Below are 21,569 nucleotides of genomic sequence, written 5' to 3'. Positions count from 1 at the left end.
CTAAATTATGGAGAAGAAATATGAATTTAATGAGAAGTAATCGATGAAAATCTGGATGATGCTGGGGCTTGCTTTAATCTCTCTGAGCGCTTTTGGACAGCAACCACCTGAGAGTGACAGTGCATTTATTGACGTTAATGTGACGCTGGAGTTGGACGGGATAGAGAATTCCATCGATCAAACTCGTGCATCGTTGGATAACATTGCGGGTGCTCTCGATGGTATTGCGCACAGTGATAATCTGACCGAACAACAAAAGCAGACGTTGAGTGAGACTATTTCCAACCTCAATCAACTGGTCTCCATCTCCAGAGACTCCGTTGCTAGCTTCCCTGCCGCTATTCAGTACTCGCAACAAGTTGTCAGTGAAAATAGTCAGCGATTTTTCGACGATTTGCAGTTTAAGATCGTGTTGATCGTCGCTTTAGTCGGTGTCATCTTGATCGCTGTCATCGGTGCTGTGTACTGGTTATTGCTAAGACCACTTCAGAGTACGGTATTCAGTGCAACACACAATGTGTCTCAGATGGCTAAAGCCCTTAAGGTGACCGCAGAGGCAGTTGAACGCTGTTCCAAGAGGCAAGAAGAAATCACGCAGCAACTCGCAGAACTGTCGGAGAAAGAAAAAGCCGCCGTGACAATCGAAGATGAGAAAAAGCCCTAAAACGACGGTGACGGGCTTTAAATTGATGCGCTTTAAAGCAGCTTGTCCTTAATGACTTTAAGGACGCCATTCTCTCGATTACTTGGTGCGCGGAATCGAGCGGTCTGCTTAATGGTGTCGTGAGCATTCTCCATCGCGTAGGAGTGGTAGCTCTCTTTGAGCATTTCTAAGTCATTTAGGTAGTCGCCAAAGCTCATGGTTTGTTCATGACTAAAGCCAAGTGTTTGTTGTAGATGTTTAATGGCTGCGCCTTTTGAAGCCTCTGCATTCATCACATCTAGCCAGATCTTAGCACTCACAACCACTTGATGACTGTCACCAAAGTGCTCGTTCATGGCAGGGAACACGAGTTCTTCAGTTCCATCGAAGTGGCAAATGGCGATTTTAATGAACTCTTCTTCAACGCTGAGTAGATCTTCAACATACTCGCAGCGGTGGTAATACTTGGCAAACTCTTCCAACGCTAGAGGATCTTGAGTTTCGATGTAAGCTGAGTTTTTGCCGCAAAGCACAATGTGTGTTCCACTAATTGCTCGTGCCTGTTGAATGATGGCTTCAATGGCACTGCCATCGATTGTGCAACTGTAAAGCTCTTTGCCTTGGTGCATGACCAGCGTGCCGTTTTCAGCGACAAACATCATACGATCTTTAACTGGAGAGAAAGTCTCCATCAGGCTGTAATACTGACGCCCCGATGCCGCTGCAAAAATGATCTGTTTCTGTTCAAGCTGTTCGTATAGTTCGAAGAATTCAGGGTTTAGCTGGCTGTTTTCATCCAGCAGAGTGCCGTCCATATCGGCAGCGATGAATTTGATATCTGAAAGCGACATGTTGTGTTTACCTAAAAATGCAGAAAGCGAAAGGCTCGAAAAGTGTTCAAGCGAATATCAGGTAAAGTACAGGAAATTGTGGCGATCTCAAGCAGAAATGCAGAGCAGGAGTCAGTCAGATTGTGGCCTGAGGTAGTCAGGCCACACAGTCTGAGAGAATTTTTTAATAATCCTGATATGCCCCACTTTCTACCATCGCAGTCTGGAGCATTTTGTGCAGACGCGAGCCAGGCTTGAGGGGATTGCCATACTGACTGGCTAATACGCTATTTTTGATTGAGACCGACATATAGTAATTTACCGCAGTTACCAGTTTATCGGACTCTCTGCGTGTTACTAAGTTTTTCAGCGTTTTGACAGCGTGTTTGGATTGACTGCTTTGTCGAAATTTAGTTGCGCCATCGTATTTCGCCAATGCATCTGAAATGAGGTTGATAAAGTAATTGTTGTCAGACACGTTATCTTCACCAATTACATAATCAAAGATAATCTCCGGATAAGCTTGGCTGGCACCAGTGATCATAAATTCATTGTTGCCACTGGATATATTCCAGAAGTTGTTGTTGGTACCTCTGGAAATGACCGAATCATAACCCAGCTCTTTGGCGTGATCTGAACTCACTTTTCTAAAATCATTCCTGGCAGATGTGAATGGAATTGCTTTATGGATAAGGTGAGGAAACAGTTTAGAGTGTCCAAGGCAAACTCTGGAGATTAGTGCTGTTTTACTGAATTTTCGGCCTGTATTATCTCTGCAAAAACAGCGATAGTCACCACACTGTGGACAGGTCGAATAGGTCATAATCTTCGAGAAATTGTCTGAGAAATATGCACCTTGACCAAGCATCCCATAGCAACCTGTTTTCGCATTTTTCTTCCCTAGGTCTGGTCTGAACCCTCCACCTGCAATTAAATCACCGATATAAGGTGACGTGCCGTGAAAGAGCATCAACTCGCCATTTCTTCGATTAAGCACCGGTGCACAGAAGTCCGTATATTCTGTGTCATTTTGAAACTTAGACTGGAATTTGGTGGCACCAATTTTATTAGCTGAGTTTTCGCCAAGTGAGTAATTGGTATTGAGAAACGCTTTATATGTCGCTAGCAACTCTTTGTTATAGATGATTTTCAAAGAACGAATCGAGATATTTGCTGACTCTGGAGGTTTAACATCGCCCTTACCTTCTTTCATTCTCCGCGTCATTCTCGAAACGATCATTTCGCTATTTTGAGGGTTGTTTTTCATCTCATAGGCATAGTGCATACGAGCGTTTTCAGCAGTCGGTGAAACAACTTTTCTTGCAGAGATATTTTCGTTAACAAAGTCTTCAACGTGTTTAAGAAAAGGGTGACCACTTGTGAGTTCTAGATAGATATATTTGCCACTTTCTGGCGATTTCCAAGAAGTTTTAATCTCGCCCCAGTAATTTGGAAGCTCAGAGCTTAGATATTTTGCGTAATCGGTAATCATATTCTTCAATACCCCGTCTAGAACTTTACTTTAATCGGTATTTTTTAGATGCGTCTGCTTGCCTAGAGCACCACAGCTGTTGCTCATTTGTCAACCAGTCATTATGTGCGAATACTCCTACACAATATGAACAATAGCGCATTACCAAACCCAGTAAGGAATGAGTGATTCGCTATCAATATCTGGTTAGACCATTAATCCCAAGTAGGAGTATTTTGGTTTGCTATTCAAGGCTCCAAATCCTCTGTTCACCTGATCAGAAATTGGCTTGACGGATTAAGCGAAATATATACAATTAATATACATTTTATATATAAGGCGTATAATATTGGGTATTGTCAAAATTTCAGATGAGCTGCATGAAGAGATCAGAAAAGCCAGCTCCGTGATGTCTCGTTCGATTAACTCTCAGGCAGAGTTTTGGATCAAAATGGGTATGTTGGCAGAGCTACATCCTCAGCTGTCGTTTAATCAAATTATTTCTGACCTGATGAAGTCGGCAGAAGTCTCAGCAGCCAATGTGGCATCAGCGGAAGGGGAAACGGTTGAATAACAGCGTCATCATCAAAACTGCGGCAGAAGCAGAGTTAATGCGTGAATCTGGTCGCCTGCTTGCTGAGGTGTTCCATATGCTGGATAGCTATGTACAACCCGGCGTATCGACAATGGAGATTAACAATAAGGTGGAAGACTTTATTGTTAATGAGTTGAAAGCCCGTCCTACCAGTAAAGGGCAGTATGACTATCAATACGTGTTGAACTCTTCGATCAATGAAGTGGTTTGTCATGGAGTCCCGAAAGCTTCCCAGTTTTTGAAACCTAAAGATATTATCAATCTGGATATCACTTTGGAGAAGAATGGCTTCATTGCGGATTCAAGCAAGATGTACGTGATGCCTGAGGCAACTCCGTTAGCGAGAAAGCTTGTTGAAGTGACCTACATCGCCATGTGGCAGGGAATCAAACAAGTGAAGCCCGGTGCCACTCTGGGGGATATCGGTCATGCGATTCAAAGTTATGCTGAATCCCATGGCTACAGCATTGTTAGAGAATATTGTGGGCATGGCATTGGTCGTGAAATGCATGAAGAGCCTCAAGTGCTTCACTACGGAATCCCCAATCACGGGCTGACTCTAAAAGAGGGCATGGTTTTCACCATTGAACCTATGATCAATCAGGGAACGGCGAGAGTAAAAACAAAGAAAGATGGCTGGACTGTGGTGACCCGTGATAAAAAGTTGTCCGCCCAATCTGAACACACAGTTCTGGTAACCAGTACGGGTTATGAAGTGCTGACGCTGCGAAATGAAGAGAAGTCCTGTGCTTAGCGTTGTGATAGAGTTGACGTGAGTGGGGTTACGTATCATTTGAGTCAATGTATTGGTTGCTTATGTATTTAATAAGTCGTTACACAACTCGACATTTTAGCGCTTTACATCTCGCGCTAAGCAATGAACACTTCCCCCAAAGTAAATAGCAGCCGACATAATAGAGTTAGTAGGAAATTATGAGCAACACGACGGCGAAAAAGTCGAATCCATTATTTGAGATCCTTTTTAACGTATTCATCCCTTCATTCATATTGATGAAGTTTAGTGGTGAAGAGCACCTAGGCACGGCAATGGCGCTTGTGGTCGCTTTGCTTTTCCCTATTGGTTACGGCGGTATGGATCTTATCCGTAATAAGAAGTTCAACTTCATTTCCGCGCTTGGTTTTGTCAGTGTGTTACTGACGGGCGGCATCGGTCTGTTGGAGCTTGATACACGTTGGTTAGCTCTAAAAGAAGCACTGATCCCTGGCCTGATCGGCTTAGCGGTGTTGGGCTCTACTTTCACTCGTTACCCGCTGATGCAGAAGATGCTCTTGAACGACACGGTTTTAAACCTTTCTTTGATCACCAAACGCCTTGAAGAAAACGGTAAATCTCAAGAATTTGAGCGATGCCTGATGTCATCAAACTATCTATTCGCCAGTACCTTTGCGTTTTCTTCTGCGATGAACTATTTCCTTGCAACTTGGATTGTCACCAGCCCTGCAGGCACGCCTGAATTTAACGAAGAGTTGGGCAAGCTCACTTTGTACAGCTATCCAGCCATTGCGATTCCAAGCATGCTGATGATGTTTGGTATTTTTTATTACCTATGGCGTCAAATTCGAGCAATGACTTCCCTGGAAACCGAGCAGATATTCCATACCAACAAGTAGATATCGCATCGGTAGATTCAAGCCGAAGAGCATAGATACCCCCAACAAGCCTGAGCGGATAACCGTTCAGGCTTGTTTTATTTTGGCTGGCGTGAGCAATATTAGAGGTTGAAATATGAGCAGCGAAGTAACAAAGCGGGTTTTCCTCTGATGGCCTAAAATGTAGAGTCTAACCCCGCTTAAGGTGTGGCTGCCTAGAGAATTACATGACTTTTAGCGACTATTGCATAGAGATTGCACTTTTCTTGTGAAAGAGATTCAAAAAAGGTGGACTTCGCAAAGCCGTTGTAACATCCTGCCACTCCAATTCATTCAACCACAAATAATGAGACGAAGTGCCTGCTGAAATGTTAATCAGCCTCCCGTATCTCATTAAAGTAGTAAGGAGTTCAACTTGAACCTATTTGTAAGAGATCTTACCGTTATCGATTCTTCATTCATTTGTGAACACAGAGGCATCGTGGGAGATAGTTGGATTTTAGATGTGACCTTGTCGGGTGAGCTCAATGAAATGAGCATGGTGTTAGACTTTGGCAAGGTAAAGAAACAGATTAAACACCTAGTTGATCTACACGTCGATCACCGCCTGCTGGTGCCGATGAAAAGCGCTGCTGTCGTTCACAACACAAGCAAGCCCGGTTATGCCACACTGGATGTCATGCGTGACAACAAAAGCATCCACCTTCAATGTCCAGACGAAGCTTACTGCTTGATTGATGCAGAAGCGATCACTATCGAAAGTCTGACTGAGCACGTTTATCACATCCTCCGTGATAACCTGCCAAGCAACGTGACGGGACTAGAAATCACACTTCGCCACGAAAATATTACCGGCGCGTTTTATCACTACACTCATGGCCTTAAAAAGCACGATGGTAACTGCCAGCGCATTGCGCATGGTCACCGATCTCCGGTTGAAATATTGGTGGATGGACAACGTGATAATGAGAAAGAAGCGGCGTTCGCAAAACGTTGGGAAGATATCTATTTAGGTTCTGTCGAAGATCAGGTATCTGTAACTAAGCTGAATTTGAGCTCAAGTGCCCAAATTATCTCAGACGAGAGCCATTATGGGTTCCGCTATACTGCGCCACAGGGCGAATTTGAGTTAGCTATCGCGAAGAGTGAAACAGAAATTCTGCCAACTGATACCACAGTAGAACTGTTAGCTGGCTACATCGCTGATCAAGTAAAGCCAAGCCTAGAGTCTAATCAGTCCTTGCAGATCATCGCTTATGAAGGCGTAGGCAAGGGTGCCATGGCGTTCCGCTAGTCGAACTAAGTCGCTTATAGCCCGCTTCGCGTTTCATTTATTACAGCGCATACTCGCTCAACGTTCTCTGGAGAGAAGGTTGAGCATCTCATCTGGCGGGCTTACCTATCTCTCTTCTTGAAGACTAGTGATTGGTTTTCATGCTAATGCCTTTCAAACTCAATGAGTTGCACTCGGCGCCTGCCACCTTTATTTAAAGCTTATACATTCATCTCGGTAAATCTTGGGCCGCAAGCTGTTTTTGTTTTTCTATTTGTTATGTTATAACATTTCAATTGTTATCCTTGCTGCTATCAATCGATAGCAGGCAAGGTTGTAAAAGGAATACGATACGTTTGCCGCATAGGAGGTCATTCAATGAATGCAGTTGTCGCTGAACCGATGGTCATCAGTACCCAAGATACGTCAATTGAGGTGCCCAGTTTCAGTTTAGGGGAGCAACCGACTGTGTTGGGGGACATCTATCAGGACGAGGTCAACATAGCGATTTGGCGACGTCACTTTGATCAGGCATTTGTTGATGATGTAAGCCAATTTGTAGCTGCAAATCCGAATCTCAGCAAATCTCTGACTCTATCGCCAGAATCAGCTTATGAAGCGCTAGATTACGCGACAGATGGCACTGCGTCTAAAAAGCTGTTAGAGAACATGGCCGAGCTGGTTGATATGTTTTGTTATCTGTTCGACATAGAGCAGGCAGGCCTGCGTTTAGCGACACTAAGCGGCGCAATGTGCCCACGTTTTCATGTTGACCAAGTGCCTTGTCGCTTAGTGACCACATACCATGGTGTTGCGACTCAATGGTTACCCAACCACGTACTCGATCGCACAAAATTAGGACGTGGCGCAAACGGACAGCCGGATTCAGTCTCTGGTTTATATCGTCAGGAGTCGGACATTCAGCAGCTTGTTTGCGGTGATGTTGCGTTGCTAAAGGGTGGGAGATGGGAAGGCAATGAAGAGACAGGCTTAGTACACCGCTCGCCTTCGAATGTGTCTGAACAGCCAAGATTACTGATGACGTTGGACTTCGGTTAAGCCGCTTGACGGCAAGCAAATAAAAAAGCCAGTAACGGTGGTTACTGGCTTTTTCGACAGTATCTAGTCGACGGTATGGCGCGGATTAGATTTTGAATGAACCCACATGGCTGTCGAGCACTTGTGAAAGCTCTGCGAGTTGCTGACTGGATTGCTCAAGCTGTTCGCTGGCACTAAGGCCATGTTTCACTGAGTTGCTCACTGTGTCCATGTTCATGTTGATCTCATTGGCCACGGTAGATTGCTGCTCTGTGGCGGTTGCTACTTGCGTATTGATATCCAAAATGGTCATCACTTGGGTGGTGATTTCTTCCAGTGATTGTCGTGCCAATTGAGTTTGTGACGTACCCTGATCAATCAAGGTTTTACTATTGTTCATTGAGCTCACTGCACTTTGAGCTTCGGTTTGCAGTCGATTAATCATCGCATCAATCTCATCGGTCGACTGAGCGGTTTTGGTTGCTAGATTACGTACTTCATCAGCAACAACAGCAAACCCTCGACCAGCTTCACCGGCGCGAGCAGCTTCGATAGCAGCGTTCAAAGCTAATAAGTTGGTTTGCTCAGAAATCCCTCTAATCACATCGAGAATAGAACCAATCGACTGAGTATTATCGGCCAAACTCACGATGATATTCGACGTGCTGTTCATCTCGGTTTCTAAGTTGGTAATAGCTGTGGTCGTGCTCTCGATAGTTTTGTGGCCCTCTTGAGCCTCATTTGTTGCTGTGCTCGCGGCATTTGCGGCGCCAGCGGCATTGGATGCGATTTCATTGACCGTCGCGATCATCTCGTTCATTGATGTCACAACCAGCATGGTTTGTTCGTTTTGCTCTTGTCCTCTGGCAAGTGCATGTTGAGATTGTTGCCGAAGAGCGGTCGCTGAGTTGTTAAGTTCTGCACCAGTACTGACCACTTGAGAAATGATCTCATGGACTTTGTTGACAAAGACGTTGAATGCAGAAGAAATCTGAGCGACTTCGTCATTCCCTTTAATAGGTAGGCGAACCGTCAAGTCACCGTTCCCTTGAGAGATATCATGCAGAGCATTTTTCAGTACCGAAAGAGGTTGCATCAACTTGCCCAGCAGAAGGAAGAGCAGCGCCACACAAATCACAAAGATCACCACCATAGATGTCAACTGATACGCCACAATGCCGTTGGTTGCCTGACTGACTTCGGTAATGGGAATACCAATGTCAAAGGTGCCGTATAGCTTACCGTCGACATAGATTGGCGCCATAATGTCGTACACCCAGACTTGTTGTACATCCGCATACCATTTCGAGTATTGCTGAACGCCTTTCGTTGCCCCATCTACGGTATAGCTGTCTTCATAGGTCTTATTGAGCTTTTGTTTGTCACTGTGAGCAACAGCGGTGACATTGCTATCGATAACAATCGCATAGCTAACATCAGAGCGTTGTTTCAGTTTGCTGACTAACGCTTGCAGGTCTTTAAGGGGTTGTTGTGAATTTTCAAGAATGTAGCCTGCATTGCCAGCCAGGAATTCGGCTTGGACTTGTGATTTATGGAGTATGATCTCATCGATTTTTTGGCTCGATATGAGGTAGGTTGAGATCATGCTGGCGGCCACCGCAATGCCAAACATGATACAAACCGCGATTAGGATTATTTTCTTCATTCTGAACGTCTCTATGCAAATCTGCTTAATAATGTTTGTTGATGCCCTACAACAAGTAAGCAACAACATTAATATCTAGTAGTTTGTCTGCACAATTTTCAATAACTTTAGTAAGTAGAGTTTAAACTCAAGCTAGTCGTCACATTTTTATTACTTTGAAGGACGTGCAGCCTAATAGCTGAGCGAAGCAACGAATTGGATAGGCATCTTTGGGCGGGTGATAGACGTAGATGAAAGCGTATCTTCAGCAGGTGGGGGACATCTCAGAAATGGCAAAGGGCGATGATCGCCCTTTGTATATGCTCAGGTGTGCTGGGGGATTTAGAACACGCCATTAGCGTTTTCGATATCACCGCCACTAAGCAGAGAATAAAGTCTCATCGAGAAGTCGAGCGCTTGGATTGAATCCCAGTGTTCAACGATTCTGCCGTCTTCGATTCGCCACGTATCGATGATATTCATGCCTTTCTCATCATTTCCTCGGTCTTCTTTGTCCAAAGTGGCATGTGAATGGAAAATCACGTAGTCACCATCCACATAGATGTGTTTTACGTCGTAGGTGTAATCAGGGTAATCCTCTACGAACTCTTTCAGGAAGCCAACCAAGCCTGTCACTTTGTCAGGCAAGTTACGGTTGTGTTGTGTATAGGCGCTGTCGTTGTAGTGCTCCAGAACATAATCAAAGTTATGGTCATTCATTAAGTTCTGCACAAAATCGGTAATCAATTCGGCGTTGGCCAGTTCTTGTTCAGTCCAGTTTGGTTTCTGCAACTCTTGTAGGTTAATTGTTATGTTGTCTGATGATTGTGCATAACTCGTTGTACTTATTAGCAAAAGTATGGCGGATGTGATTAGTTTTAGCATAGCTCTCTCCAAGGTACTTATTGTTGTTTAGGTATACATTGATCATTATAGTAATTAATAGTAACCTACATAACAAGAAGGCACTTTCGCGTTCGCTAGGCACATTTTGGTAACCTATGCGGCGCTCAGGGTTGGATAAAGGGTAAAGAATGGCTGAACAAGCTAAAGCTGAAAGACGAGTTTTTCATAACAATGAAGATTGCGCAGTACGCAATGTGGTTTCGCAAATCGGTGACAAGTGGTCGCTCTTGATTTTGTTTGCGTTGGTGGATGGGGAAGATCGGTTCAACTCTTTAAAATCAAGGATTGAAGGTATATCTCAACGGATGCTGACTCAAACATTGAGAGATTTAGAGCGAGAGGGCTATGTGAATAGAACGGTCTACCCCGAAGTACCGGTAAAAGTAGAATACTGCTTGACGGAGATGGGAGGAGAGCTAGTTAAGCCTCTTTATCAATTAGTCTCGTGGGCTGATGACCATAGGCAGGATATTGAACGTGCACGCAAAGCTTACGACGAGAGAAATGCATAAAAGAGCTGGCACCAAGGCAGGCTGTGGAATTTATGCCTTGATGCCAAATCTATTAAGCTAAAATTTCCACCAACTTCTGGCCTACACCGTGTGCACTGGTTGGGTTTTGGCCTGTAATGACACGTTCGTCGACAATGACAAGCTCTTGCCAAGGTTGAACCTTGCTAAAGCGTGCTGCACTTCGTGCTAGTGACTCTTCCAGTAAGAATGGAATATCGTTAATGGTGCCGAAGTCGATTTCTTCTTCTCGGGTGAAGCCTGTGACCGACTTAGAAGCCAATAGCTTCTCGCCATTGCTTAGTGTAATTGGCAGCAGCGCCGCAGGGCCATGACATACCGATGCTAAAACACCACCATCTTCATAATGTTTAGCGGCGATCATGGCAAAGTCTTTATTGACGGCAAGATCAGACAGCAAGCCAAAACCACCCGGATAGAAAATGGCATCGTAATCGTCACTGTTTATCTGAGATACCGGAATCGTGTTGTTGATTCGATTTAGGAAATCATCATCTGACAAAATCTCCGCATTAATGTTATCTCCTTCGATATCTGTCCCGTATAACGGTGCTTTACCACCTTTGATCGAAGCAATATCGTATTCAATACCAGCGTTGATTAACTCTTTAAGCACGTGAGTGAGTTCTGGCGCGTATGTGCCATTTGCTTGCTCTGTGCTGCCTAGTGTGGCGTGATTAGTGACAGGTATTAGTACTTTTTTCATGATTCTATCCTTTCTCGCTGACTCATATTTTTAGTTCACCCACATACTAATTGTGAATCATTTGATTGATAATATGGGTAATCTGCAAAACATTATTGCCATATAGCAAAGGTGAGTATGGACAGTTTCGAAGGGATCAATGAGTTTGTTGCGGTAGCGGAGAGCCAAGGGTTTTCATCTGCGGCGAAGCAGCTGGGATGCAGTACGAGTCACGTTAGCCGGCAAGTCTCCCGACTTGAAGCGCGTGTTGGGGTGGCGTTGCTTGCCCGATCGACGCGTATGGTGTCATTGACGGATGCCGGGCAAATTTACTATCGCCAATGCAAAGAGCTGGTAAACGGGCTTCAGCATGCGAATGAGCAGCTTTCCTCACAGCACATTCAGCTCAGTGGTACGCTGCGAGTGAGCGCCGCAGGGGCATTTGCGGAGAATTATGTAGCGCCGGCTTTGATGGCGTTTGCAAAGAAGTACCCAGATTTGACGGTGGAACTCGATTTCAATACTCGCATGGTCAATTTCATTGAAGACGGTATCGACTTTGCTATTCGCTATGGTCGGCTTAATGACTCAGGATTAGTGGCAAGAAAATTGGCAGACAGGCCTATGGCCGCCGCGGCAAGTCGTGACTATCTCGAACAATTTGGGCAACCGACCCATCCTGAGCAGTTAAAGCAACATAGCTGTATTATTGCCAACAATGATCATTGGCTGTTCGAACATGAAGGTAAACCACTGAATGCAGTCCGTGTTCATGGTCGATGGCGCAGCAACAACTCCACAGCCGTGATTGAAGCTTGTGAGCAAGGCCTCGGTATCGCGTATTTACCCAAAAGCAGTTTTAACCATGCGATTGAAGAAGGGAAACTGATTCCAGTTCTGGAACCATTTTGGGGAAAAGGCTCAAGCAGTTGGATTGTGTATCAGAATCGACGGTTTTTACCTCAGAAAGCGAGAATGGCGATAGATTACTTGGTCTCTTATTTTGCTGATTGGCAAGAGTAAATACCATTAATGAATTGATTCCCGCAAAAAGAGATAGCAGTCTTTTCGAGTATAAGAATTTTAACTCTTGCTGAGCGCAACTTTCTGTCAATGACGAATGTTTTCTGCTCGATATTCAGATGGTGATGAAAGACAAATTGGTGAACAAATCTATTGTGCCAGAATCGTTCGAGTAGATGTTCAGAGCACGTTTACTCAGTTAAGTATCAGTGCGATTCTTGATGTTGTTTTTTGTAATACTATCTACGTCGGATGCTTTGCAACATCCACCTCCTTTTAGAGGCTTGCGGGAAAACATAACGCCAATAGCGAGCATAGCCATGAAGCTCAGAAAAATCATGATTGTCAGAAATAAAGTCATAAACTATCTCCTGTTTGCAGCTCATAAGTCCATATTCCTCTTTTTGATTTTCTTTACAATGGTCATTTTGTAACCACTCATGATCTACTAAACACAACTCTCTGTATATCAGTCAGATACCTACTATTACTGTTATATCACCCTCCAGCCTGCTATGTGCGGCTTCCAAGTGTTGACAGTTGTTCTTGTCTGAGGCGAATTGTCGAGACACGCTATACATTTATCCAATCATAGCTTTGAAGCGAGCGTGCTGTGGGGTAGGCTTTTCTGCAAATTAAGCAAGGATGAACCAAGAATGCGCGTTGATTACAAAAAACGGCTAACTCCAGTCATTCGCTATCTGGAAAAACATTTTAACCAACCTTTAAACCTGCCAGAAGTCGCCGCCTTGGCTAACTTATCGCCATATCATTTTCATCGCACGTTTAAAGCGGTACAGGGTGAGACTCTGGCTGACTACATTCGCCGCCTGAGACTAGCCGCCGCTGCTGATGATCTGTTCAAGTCTAAGCAACCAATACTCAACATTGCACTTGAGTACGGTTTTTCCTCTTCGCAGAGTCTGGCAAAGGCATTCAAGCAGCACTATGGCGTAACACCAACTGCGTTTAGAGATTGTGAAAACTATCAAGAATTTTCCAAACTGGCGCGAAACAGCAAGATTGGACACACGTTGCGCAAGAATGGAAACGAAGGCGAGAGTGGCGATCCATATACTGGCTCGGAACCAACGATGTGGAGCAAGACAATGGAAATTCAAAAGTTTGAAGCAACAAAACTAGCCTATGTTCGAGTTACTGGTCCTTATGGCGAAGGCTATCAGAAACCATCAAGTCGCCTTTATCAGTGGGCTGGAATGAAGGGACTGGCAGAAAATACCTGCATCTTTATTTTTCACGACAACCCGGAAATTACCCCAAATGATAAGTGCCGTACCGATATCTGCTTAATGGTGCCAGAGGGCACGGAAGTACCGGGCAATATAGAACTGCAGGACTTTCCGGGTGGCGATTACGCGGTTATGCGTCAGAAGATTACCGAGCCTACTCAGTACTCAAAAGCATGGGATGATCTAATGAGTAACGTGATTAATTCTGGAATGGAAAACGATGATCGACCTTGTTTCGAGCTTTACCACAGTTATGACCCAGTGACTCAACACTCCGATGTGAGCTTTTGTACTGCGATTAAGCAGTAACGGTTCAAGGTAGCGGACCCCGAAAGCCGTTAATGTAAAAAGAGGGCGCAATGCCCTCTTTTAGTCAAGTACCAAGCTATTTGTGGCCAATAACTAGTGCCATCTCATCACCATCAACAAATGGTGTACCCTTTAGATCGCTGTAAGCTCGTTTAATCTCTAAGCCGTGAGCATCGAGTTCCTGATTTAGAGCTTCAACAGTAAAGTGCTGAAGCCAGTTGAACACAGTCCAATCTTTGTCTTCCTGAGAGATCGCATAGAGATCCAAAGTAACCTTCTCATCCTCATATTTGAAAGAGGACTGAATGCACCAATAATCCTTGTTACTCCAGAAACCATTCATAGAGTTCTTTTCAAGGTTTAGAGATTCATTTTGATTGGCAAATCTTGTTTCCGTATAAACATCGAGTGCAATCGAGCCGTTTGGAGCAAGTAGTGACTTAAATTTGCCATAAAGCTTTGAACGTTGTTTTGGGCTCAAAGCACACAGATCGCACATAACTAAGGTGATCAAATCGAACTTTCGTGAATCACTATATTCAAGATAGTTCCCATAGTTGTACTCAATATCAAGGCCTGCTTGTTCAGCCTGTGTTGTCGCATGCTTCAATGAGTTCTTGGAAAAATCTAAACCAACTACTGTGCCGATATTTTTCGCTTTAAGTCGATGAGTATAAAGCCCTGGACCACAACCAAAATCAATGACCTTGGAGGTTTCGTTTAACTTAAATTCAGAAACCAGCCATGCAACAGATTCGTCAATGAAAGGCGACGTTCTAGAGGCAAGGCTTAAAGCAGGATTTAGATGAAACTCCAGCATTTGCTTTGCTATGTGACTGTCAGTCCATAGGACATCCGCTGTATATTTTGACCAAACAGCAGGTTTAGCCGTTGCATTGTTAATTTTTTCAAACATTTTGTAATTCCGACAATGATTAAATTGCCATCCTCACAACAAACTACAGGGCCGATGTTGTCCCTAAAATGCAGTAAGGATGCGTTAAAGAAGTAATGTTTTTATTGTTAATCATTGAAAGTGCCTCCTTTTAGATGAAGTAAAAATCACGCTGAGACTATAGCAAGTTTAGAGCGGGGTCAATTTGGGTAGCTAATAGTTTCATAAAGCAGGGGTGGATGGGGGTATCACTCGTTTAGAGTCAACCTAGCAAAGCTACTGGCGAATTGATGCCCCAATCCTTACTAGGCAATTCGCCTATTTCAACTTACTTAATAGGTTTCAGCCCATTCGGGTAATAAAGGTTTGCTCGTCATCCACAAAAGCGACAAAGCCGCCGTGGTAGATAAACACTCGACCACGTCCCTCAACTAGGCACGCAAGCTGTGGATTTAAATCTTCATCGTTATCAGGGCTTTGAAAAGTGCCGGTATCAGCGATTACGCCGTCGAGTGAAGGCAAATATCCATAAGCGCGCTTGGCTTGATCAATCAGGCTCAATGCGCTGGCGGCAGAGAAGCAAGAGGGGATCGCACCAGCTTCTTCAATAAATAGAGGTTTCAGTTCTTCAAAGGCGGTAATCACCAGCCAGTCGATGCCATTAACATGATGGATAAACATAGAGTTTCTCGGTAATTCTGATGCGGGGATTGTATCACTATCAGGGGAGAGCAGAGTAGAGAATTAGTGGCTAAAGGCGCTGTTTCTGCGCCATTTCCTGACAATTACTAGGCCAACTTGAAATACGTTTATATTCAACACCGAGCTAGCTAATAATGCTAACTTACTTTTGCCCCAAAGTTTGTTGGAAAGTGTTACTAAGTCACTTATTTCATTGAACCGTTTATCTATATCGGTGGCCTATATCTCTATTTACTAATAACGAGTATATGTTGAAATTTCAAATAGGTATAGTGAGCGAATATTTGTTAACTATTTGATTTGTATTGAAAATAAAAATATAAGAAGAAATATGTATCTATTTAGTTCATACCGTGTATAGTAGTATCCAGCTCAAACAGTGAGCTATTGATAACTTATTAAGTTCAAGTTCTTCTCAGTACTCTATTGATTTGATTCATCATCTCTATCCTGCCCTGTGATACCTTTTTCTTCATTCCTTATTTAGTAGCTCTCTTATTTTATTAATCAATCATCGAGATATACATGTCAAATAAAACAACTGGCTCAGTAAAGTGGTTCAACGAAACAAAAGGCTTTGGATTTATTGCGCCAGATAATGGCACTGCTGACGTATTTGTTCATTTCAGATCAATTGCTAGTGATGGCTTTAAAACACTAGCAGAAGGCCAAAAAGTTGCCTTTAACGTAGAGCAAGGTGGCAAAGGCCCGCAAGCAGCTGACGTTACTGTATTGTAAGTATTCTGCTGAGATCTTGCTGACTCCTAGTTACGGTAAGATCTCTTCATTGGAGCACTAGTTAAGGAGTAATATGACTCGAAGAACCAACCGAAAAAAATATTGGTACTATGTTTTGCGTGAGAAAAAGAACCTTGAGAGTAAAAGTTAATTGTACCAAATTAAATATTATCTTTATCACAACAATATTTCATGGTTAGCAACCATCCAACAGCTAAATAGCGATGTTTTGAAACGTCATATCCTTTCCAGATCAAATACTCACTGCTTAAACTTAAATTTTTCGTTTTGTGAATCTAAAAATACTGGGGAAATACGAGACTCACTAGATAGAGTCTTGGGACACTTTTATATCTGGCAAGAAGAGGAAATTAGTCTTTGAAAAAAACAGTGGGTCGTAAGTTGAAAGCAAAAATCGTCGAGAGTAATGAAAGCGGTGATCGTAAAGAAACCATTCATGAGATTAGAAAGAAGATCGAGAATATTCTATTAGAGCGTGAGCAGAAAAAATTATGGGATCTATGAAATGAAAATGAGAAAAGTTGCTAAAAAATCAAGTAAGAAAATCCAAAAGAGTAATTTTGAAGAGAAATTTTCTCTTATGGTGGCTGAATACAATAAAGCTAAAGAAATTCTTGATGCTTTGGTGGAAGGTACTCCCGAGCACACCAAGCAGAAAAAAAACTGCGATAGGCTGTTTGCAAGCGCTGAACGATTCATAAACGCCAATTAACCCCTGCACTCCATGAACACTCCCAGCATGCGGTATCTTCCCACACTATCGGACAGTTCCTTTAGCTAACCTTCGAGTGTACTCGTTCGTATTAACCAATAGCTCCGGCTGTAAGAAAACTTACTCATTTCTTATCAGCTACTCCTTATCAAAGCTATCCACAACAATCGCTCCCATTGAAGCTGGCATGGAAATAATGATGACTCGTTTTAGCGCAACTAGCGGGTCTGAAAATAGAGGAAATTTATTGATGCAGAACAGAACCAGCATAACCACTAAAGTTGTGATGAGATAGGCGACAACGATACGCAGTATCAAAACAAATTTGCGATTGATGATATTACGCTGAAAGACACTTTCAAAAGTGTATAAGGTAAGAAAAACCAGCGACAGTAAGAACAACATGAATAAGTTTTGTAACGGCAATGTTTCGCCTAGGCGCCAAGCTTCTTCTGAAAAAGAGATTGGGACAGCGAGCGCGAACGCCCCAACAAATATTTGACTAGCGTCTTCGAAATTAAAGCTGTATTTCACAATAGTCTCCCGACTTTTTCGAGGCTGAGGACAACAGGTCAGGGGTGCTGACCTCTGAGTCAGTATGAAATTAAGTTTAGCCGCAATAATAAACGAAATCTCACTCAGGAAAAAAAGCGTCACTTTCAAGTTAGAAAGGCCGCAGATTAGCTCGAACTTTCTCATCCACATTAGACGCTGCGAAAAGAGTGGCCAGTTAACGATCAAACCGTCACACTGTGTACTTGAGTTTGTTGATTAAAAAACACCTAATGTAATGCGCAAATGGAACATTCACATTTCTAACTAAAGTCCGAAGAATATCAATTTAGAAAACTAGCAGACTCGTTTGTGTCCAGAACCCTTTCACTCGGCCCTTTCTAGACCGAAAGTACCCCAAAGTTTTCTAGATAAGAAAAAGCAACGGTTATGCATTGAGCAATTTTGTTCTATCTTCACCATCACTTGCTCTCTATACTTTCCTTATGTTTCCACCAAATAGATAGAGTCTGTCAGAATGCAAGAACAATTTAGTTATCAAAAAAGTGCGCATACTCTAGGGCTGTGTTCATTTTCGGCAAAGATGAGAGACTTTAGTTACGGTAAACATGCTCATGAAGAGTTCAGTATTGGTGTGACTTGCCGTGGTCGACAGGACTTTTTTAGCAATGGCGCTTTTCATAAAAGTCAGGCAGGAAACGTTGTCTTTTTTAATCCAGAGCAGGTTCATGATGGGCATGCTGGAGGTGGAAAAGATATGGAGTATGAAATGCTCTACATACCTGAATCAACAATGATGAGTTTGATGCAAAGCATAGGGAGTGTGTCTAAGGATCAGTCTCGATTGAAAGCGTCATCCTTTCATGATGCGGTGTTGCAACGCCAGATCATTTCATTTGCCCGCTCTATGAACTTAGAACGGCCGCTTTCTTCACTAGAAGAAGAGCACCTCTTACTGGGCATTGCGCACTCGATTGTTCGCCTGGGCGATGGCTCGTTTATTGAGAAGGTGGCGTATGGGCGAACAGACAAACTATTGGAGCAAGCAAAAGAGTTTATTCACTTCAACCTAAATCGAAAACTAGGGATTGAAGAGATTTCAAACGCTGCCAATATGTCTAAATATCATTTCATTCGACTGTTTAACAAACAGTTTGGTATGACGCCACATCAGTATGTACTTAGCTATAAAATCAACCGTGTAAAACGCGAGTTAGAGCTAGGTGATAGTGCAGCGAATATAGCGTTTAAGTACGGCTTTTCTGATTTGAGTCATCTAAATCGTAACTTCAAAAATACGTTTGGCATCACGCCAACCCAATATCAAAAACAGCTCTCGCTTTAGCCTCAACTAAAGCATAGACCAAAAGATCAACGCTATGCTGGACATAATTATTTATGCTCTAGGGGTCATGTACACCCCGGGGCCAGTCAACGCTATCTGCTTAAACAGTGGCATACAGAAACAAAGTTCAATATTTGGCTTTAGCCTCGGTGTCTCAATCGCCATGCTTGCATTATTCAGCGCGGTTTCGCTGATTGGCGAGACATTAATGAATGATGCTTTCTTACAATGGACCGCAATACTGGGGGCTCTCTATATTCTTTGGTTGGCATACAAAATATTCGTAAGCCAAGTGGGTAAGGTTGAATTCAAGTCTCGCCAAAACATGAATTTGCGAGATGGTTTGATGCTTCAGCTGCTTAATCCGAAAGGCATTACGGTTGCATTACCTATTGCAATCGTTCAATTTCCCTCTGCAGGGATTACGGGCGGGTACATCTTTGTGTGGTGCGCTATTTTGGCACTACTTGCGTTTGGCGCTCCTACGGTTTACTACATTGCAGGGCGTCTTATTGGCAAAAAGATAAACGAAACTGACTACTTAGTTGTCATGAATAAGCTAATGGCCGTGTTGTTAATGTTTGTTGGCTTAAAGATGGGCGTCTCGCCCGTCATTGATTTAGTGTTCTGATTAATAAGAGGTTATATGCAATTTAATTCTAAGTTTGTCATTGTTGTGGCGGAGGATTTACCAGTATGGCAAAAATTAAATGTTGTCAGTTTTTTATCCGGTGGCATCACTTCAACATCCGCGGTTCAGACTGGAGAACGATATGTAGATGGGAGTGACAACACCTACCTACCGCTTTGTATTCAGCCAACAATTGTCCTTAAAGTGAAGAGAAGTAAACTGCCAACTTTTATCCAACGCGCTCATCGTGCAAACACAGAAACGGCCATATTTATCGATGATATGTTCGCAACAGGTCATGATGAAGCGAATCGAGGCACCGTTCGTTCCTATGATACGGAGCACTTACCCTTGGTCGGGATTGCGCTATGTGCAGAGAAAAAGCTCGTGGATAAAATCGTTAAAGGCGCAAAGCTTCATGATTAGGGTTGACCTGTAATAACCCAAATCTAGGATAACGAGCCAGAGAAAAGTCTGGCTCAATTTTGTCCACCAACGTTTGAGGTCTTTCTGAGCCCTACTAAATGTGACTGCCAAACTTCATGTTGACCAAAAACACTGAGAGGAGGTCATCATTAAAAAGTCATCTTATGGAAAATGCAGTGGTATAAAAAGGCCATTTAAGCTTGAAAAGATCTGGCGGATAAGAATGAGGCTGGAGATTGAAAGCGATTTTATGCAGCTCGTGCTACTGAACCTGGCTATTATAGATGGCAAGTTAAGATCGAGTGATTTGCTAAAGCTACACGTTTACAATGTTTCTTTGTAAGGGGTTATCTATGACAGGGTTCAGTGCATCCAGCAAAAAACGGGCACCGATGTCCACTATGATATTACACCAAGAACACAGCAAAGTATTAGCTGATGGATTCTTGCAGCACCCCTAGAGGCAAGCAGTTTTCTATTTCCGAGTAGAAGATGCTCTGAGGTTGTCTGAGCAAACCGACTGCTGACAGGAGCTGAAACAGGCTTTTCTTCTGAAAAGCCTGTGCCCCAAAGCTTGTTAGAATCGATAATCTACATATTTTAATGGATAGATACCATAAGAAATATAATCCGAATTCTGTGGCTTTTCGTTGCCAAATTTATACTTGATCCTATAACAATCAATGTGTGATTGTTGTTTCGCAAGTGGTAGCTTTTCCTATAAAGACAACCGAATAAATTCACCCTTCTTGGCTACATTCAATCCACCTTAAAAATAAGAACGTTTGTTACTTAACGTGTCGATTATTAATTTCTTTATTACCTGCAGCTTCTTTGAATTTCTAACATCGACATGATTGATGACCCATAATTCCCATTTAGGGTAGTCTGAATCATAGTCCATGAGCTTGGTGACTGCTGATTCAGAAACTAATTGTGGTAAGTAGCAAGGCATAAGAGCAACACCAACACCAGATTTAACCGCCTCATACATCCCTTCAATATCATCAACTCGTAAAGCTATGTGGCATAAATTAAAACTTGAAGTAGCCCAATCAGGTATATCGACTTCATCTGCCCAGACGATCAGCCCAGTAGAGCTTTCTTGATTAATTGAAAGGTTTTCAATCCCATATATTGCATGGCTGAGAGAAGCGATCTTTACCCCAATAGCATCAATAGGAGGCGAGGTTGTAAACCTTATAGCTAAATCAGATTCTCTTGACGATAGATCATGAAGGTCGTCCGTTAAGCTGATGTTTAATAGTATACTAGGGTGGTCTTTCAGAAACGCAGCGATTGCATCAGACAAGAGATATTTGTAAATATCACTTGGCATAGTTATTTTGACGGAGCCGAATAGATTGTGATCGGTTCCTTGTAACTTTCGGGATATGCGGTTTGCCGTATCTTGAAGGGTCTCTATATCACCGATAATTGCCCTTCCTTCTTCTGTTAGTACAAGCCCCTTCGGTGTTTGTGTTAAAAGCTTAACACCAATCAAGCATTCTAGAGCCGACACTCTTCTCGCAACAGTAGTGTGATTGACTTTAAGTATTTTCGCGGCAGCAGAGTAACTGCCAGTATTGACCACTTGTAAAACAAAGCGCATATCATCCCAGCAGAACATATGATCCTTATCTGTGCGTTTTTGCAGAATTGTAGGGCAATTTTGTGCATTCATAAAGATGTGAATTATTCATATACTGAAAAAATGTTTAGGGATTTGTTGATAGATTGAATGATTCCTATATCGAGCGAGCGAAGTCTAAGCTTT

The 21,569-nt window shown here is 43.0% G+C and carries 24 protein-coding genes and 1 pseudogene; 16 read left to right on the top strand and 9 right to left on the bottom strand.

Annotated elements, in window-relative coordinates:
• The first annotated feature begins 43 nt into the window (after positions 1-43).
• Complete coding sequence (locus IX95_RS12285) at positions 44-664, top strand: hypothetical protein (RefSeq protein WP_038160370.1); 621 nt, start codon at positions 44-46, stop codon at positions 662-664.
• A gap of 32 nt (positions 665-696) precedes the next feature.
• On the opposite strand, the gene IX95_RS12280 is transcribed toward IX95_RS12285, so the two are convergent.
• Together IX95_RS12280 and IX95_RS12275 are read right to left on the bottom strand one after the other, a co-directional pair.
• A complete protein-coding gene (locus tag IX95_RS12280) occupies positions 697-1,494 on the bottom strand; it encodes a Cof-type HAD-IIB family hydrolase (protein WP_038160368.1) in 798 nt (265 codons plus the stop codon).
• Between the two features lie 163 nt (positions 1,495-1,657).
• The gene (locus IX95_RS12275; protein WP_038160365.1) at positions 1,658-2,965 is read right to left on the bottom strand and encodes a hypothetical protein; all 1,308 of its coding nucleotides are present in this window, start codon (positions 2,963-2,965) and stop codon (positions 1,658-1,660) included.
• A 328-nt stretch (positions 2,966-3,293) separates the two neighbouring features.
• Here IX95_RS12275 and IX95_RS12270 point away from each other — a divergent pair, with 328 nt between their 5' ends.
• The 5 genes from IX95_RS12270 (at position 3,294) to IX95_RS12250 (ending at position 7,482) form a co-directional block, all read left to right on the top strand.
• Positions 3,294-3,518: a ParD-like family protein gene (locus IX95_RS12270; RefSeq protein ID WP_006961764.1), complete on the top strand. Its 225-nt coding sequence runs from the start codon at positions 3,294-3,296 to the stop codon at positions 3,516-3,518.
• Positions 3,511-4,293: a type I methionyl aminopeptidase gene (gene map / locus IX95_RS12265; protein ID WP_200876937.1), complete on the top strand. Its 783-nt coding sequence runs from the start codon at positions 3,511-3,513 to the stop codon at positions 4,291-4,293. Before IX95_RS12270 ends, map begins: the two co-directional genes overlap by 8 nt.
• Before the next feature lie 179 nt (positions 4,294-4,472).
• On the top strand, positions 4,473-5,171 hold the full coding sequence (locus IX95_RS12260; protein ID WP_019276295.1) for a VC0807 family protein: 699 nt from the start codon (positions 4,473-4,475) through the stop codon (positions 5,169-5,171).
• 394 nt (positions 5,172-5,565) lie between these two features.
• A complete protein-coding gene (locus IX95_RS12255; protein ID WP_038160360.1) occupies positions 5,566-6,444 on the top strand; it encodes a 6-pyruvoyl trahydropterin synthase family protein in 879 nt (292 codons plus the stop codon).
• Positions 6,445-6,801: 357 nt separating this feature from the next.
• Positions 6,802-7,482, top strand: a complete 681-nt coding sequence (locus IX95_RS12250; RefSeq protein ID WP_038160357.1) for a DUF1826 domain-containing protein — start codon at positions 6,802-6,804, stop codon at positions 7,480-7,482.
• Positions 7,483-7,567: 85 nt separating this feature from the next.
• On the opposite strand, the gene IX95_RS12245 is transcribed toward IX95_RS12250, so the two are convergent.
• Positions 7,568-9,127 (bottom strand): methyl-accepting chemotaxis protein, encoded by a 1,560-nt coding sequence (locus IX95_RS12245; RefSeq protein ID WP_038160354.1) that lies wholly within the window; start codon positions 9,125-9,127, stop codon positions 7,568-7,570.
• 321 nt (positions 9,128-9,448) lie between these two features.
• On the bottom strand, positions 9,449-9,991 hold the full coding sequence (locus tag IX95_RS12240; RefSeq protein WP_038160351.1) for a nuclear transport factor 2 family protein: 543 nt from the start codon (positions 9,989-9,991) through the stop codon (positions 9,449-9,451).
• A gap of 149 nt (positions 9,992-10,140) precedes the next feature.
• Between IX95_RS12240 and IX95_RS12235 the strand changes: the two genes are divergently transcribed.
• Complete coding sequence (locus tag IX95_RS12235) at positions 10,141-10,524, top strand: winged helix-turn-helix transcriptional regulator (protein ID WP_038160348.1); 384 nt, start codon at positions 10,141-10,143, stop codon at positions 10,522-10,524.
• A 52-nt stretch (positions 10,525-10,576) separates the two neighbouring features.
• Here the strand turns inward: IX95_RS12235 and IX95_RS12230 are convergent, their stop codons facing one another.
• Complete coding sequence (locus IX95_RS12230; protein WP_038160345.1) at positions 10,577-11,248, bottom strand: type 1 glutamine amidotransferase domain-containing protein; 672 nt, start codon at positions 11,246-11,248, stop codon at positions 10,577-10,579.
• A 117-nt stretch (positions 11,249-11,365) separates the two neighbouring features.
• Here IX95_RS12230 and IX95_RS12225 point away from each other — a divergent pair, with 117 nt between their 5' ends.
• A complete protein-coding gene (locus tag IX95_RS12225; RefSeq protein ID WP_038160342.1) occupies positions 11,366-12,250 on the top strand; it encodes a LysR family transcriptional regulator in 885 nt (294 codons plus the stop codon).
• 656 nt (positions 12,251-12,906) lie between these two features.
• Entirely contained in the window at positions 12,907-13,809 is a 903-nt protein-coding gene (locus IX95_RS12220; RefSeq protein ID WP_038160339.1) for an AraC family transcriptional regulator, read from the top strand.
• 76 nt (positions 13,810-13,885) lie between these two features.
• Here the strand turns inward: IX95_RS12220 and IX95_RS12215 are convergent, their stop codons facing one another.
• Positions 13,886-14,725, bottom strand: coding sequence for a class I SAM-dependent methyltransferase (locus IX95_RS12215; protein WP_038160337.1), 840 nt, complete (start codon positions 14,723-14,725; stop codon positions 13,886-13,888).
• Positions 14,726-15,046: 321 nt separating this feature from the next.
• Positions 15,047-15,385, bottom strand: coding sequence for a hypothetical protein (locus IX95_RS12210; RefSeq protein WP_038160335.1), 339 nt, complete (start codon positions 15,383-15,385; stop codon positions 15,047-15,049).
• A gap of 546 nt (positions 15,386-15,931) precedes the next feature.
• Between IX95_RS12210 and cspE the strand changes: the two genes are divergently transcribed.
• From cspE to IX95_RS12200, 3 genes are all read left to right on the top strand, one after another.
• Positions 15,932-16,144 (top strand): transcription antiterminator/RNA stability regulator CspE, encoded by a 213-nt coding sequence (gene cspE / locus IX95_RS12205; protein ID WP_006958529.1) that lies wholly within the window; start codon positions 15,932-15,934, stop codon positions 16,142-16,144.
• A 378-nt stretch (positions 16,145-16,522) separates the two neighbouring features.
• Positions 16,523-16,669: a hypothetical protein gene (locus IX95_RS26650; RefSeq protein WP_171354889.1), complete on the top strand. Its 147-nt coding sequence runs from the start codon at positions 16,523-16,525 to the stop codon at positions 16,667-16,669.
• A gap of 1 nt (position 16,670) precedes the next feature.
• Positions 16,671-16,877, top strand: coding sequence for a hypothetical protein (locus tag IX95_RS12200; protein ID WP_437114624.1), 207 nt, complete (start codon positions 16,671-16,673; stop codon positions 16,875-16,877).
• Positions 16,878-17,015: 138 nt separating this feature from the next.
• Here the strand turns inward: IX95_RS12200 and IX95_RS12195 are convergent, their stop codons facing one another.
• The gene (locus IX95_RS12195; RefSeq protein ID WP_038160334.1) at positions 17,016-17,411 is read right to left on the bottom strand and encodes a DUF2391 family protein; all 396 of its coding nucleotides are present in this window, start codon (positions 17,409-17,411) and stop codon (positions 17,016-17,018) included.
• Positions 17,412-17,907: 496 nt separating this feature from the next.
• On the opposite strand from IX95_RS12195, the gene IX95_RS12190 reads away from it, so the two are divergent.
• The 4 genes and pseudogenes from IX95_RS12190 to IX95_RS25900 form a co-directional block, all read left to right on the top strand.
• On the top strand, positions 17,908-18,735 hold the full coding sequence (locus IX95_RS12190) for a helix-turn-helix transcriptional regulator (protein WP_038160332.1): 828 nt from the start codon (positions 17,908-17,910) through the stop codon (positions 18,733-18,735).
• Positions 18,736-18,769: 34 nt separating this feature from the next.
• On the top strand, positions 18,770-19,366 hold the full coding sequence (locus tag IX95_RS12185) for a LysE family translocator (protein WP_038160330.1): 597 nt from the start codon (positions 18,770-18,772) through the stop codon (positions 19,364-19,366).
• 15 nt (positions 19,367-19,381) lie between these two features.
• A complete protein-coding gene (locus IX95_RS12180; protein ID WP_038160327.1) occupies positions 19,382-19,792 on the top strand; it encodes a DUF2000 family protein in 411 nt (136 codons plus the stop codon).
• A 148-nt stretch (positions 19,793-19,940) separates the two neighbouring features.
• Positions 19,941-20,291: pseudogene (locus IX95_RS25900) on the top strand (integrase); the annotation flags it as partial.
• Between the two features lie 270 nt (positions 20,292-20,561).
• On the opposite strand, the gene IX95_RS12175 reads toward IX95_RS25900, so the two are convergent.
• On the bottom strand, positions 20,562-21,476 hold the full coding sequence (locus IX95_RS12175) for a LysR family transcriptional regulator (RefSeq protein ID WP_081885432.1): 915 nt from the start codon (positions 21,474-21,476) through the stop codon (positions 20,562-20,564).
• Positions 21,477-21,569 lie beyond the last annotated feature (93 nt).

It is taken from the genome of Vibrio sp. B183 (genome assembly GCF_000740665.1).
In the GTDB taxonomy this organism is placed as follows: domain Bacteria; phylum Pseudomonadota; class Gammaproteobacteria; order Enterobacterales; family Vibrionaceae; genus Vibrio; species Vibrio coralliilyticus.
This window is presented reverse-complemented; position numbering and strand designations above follow the sequence as displayed.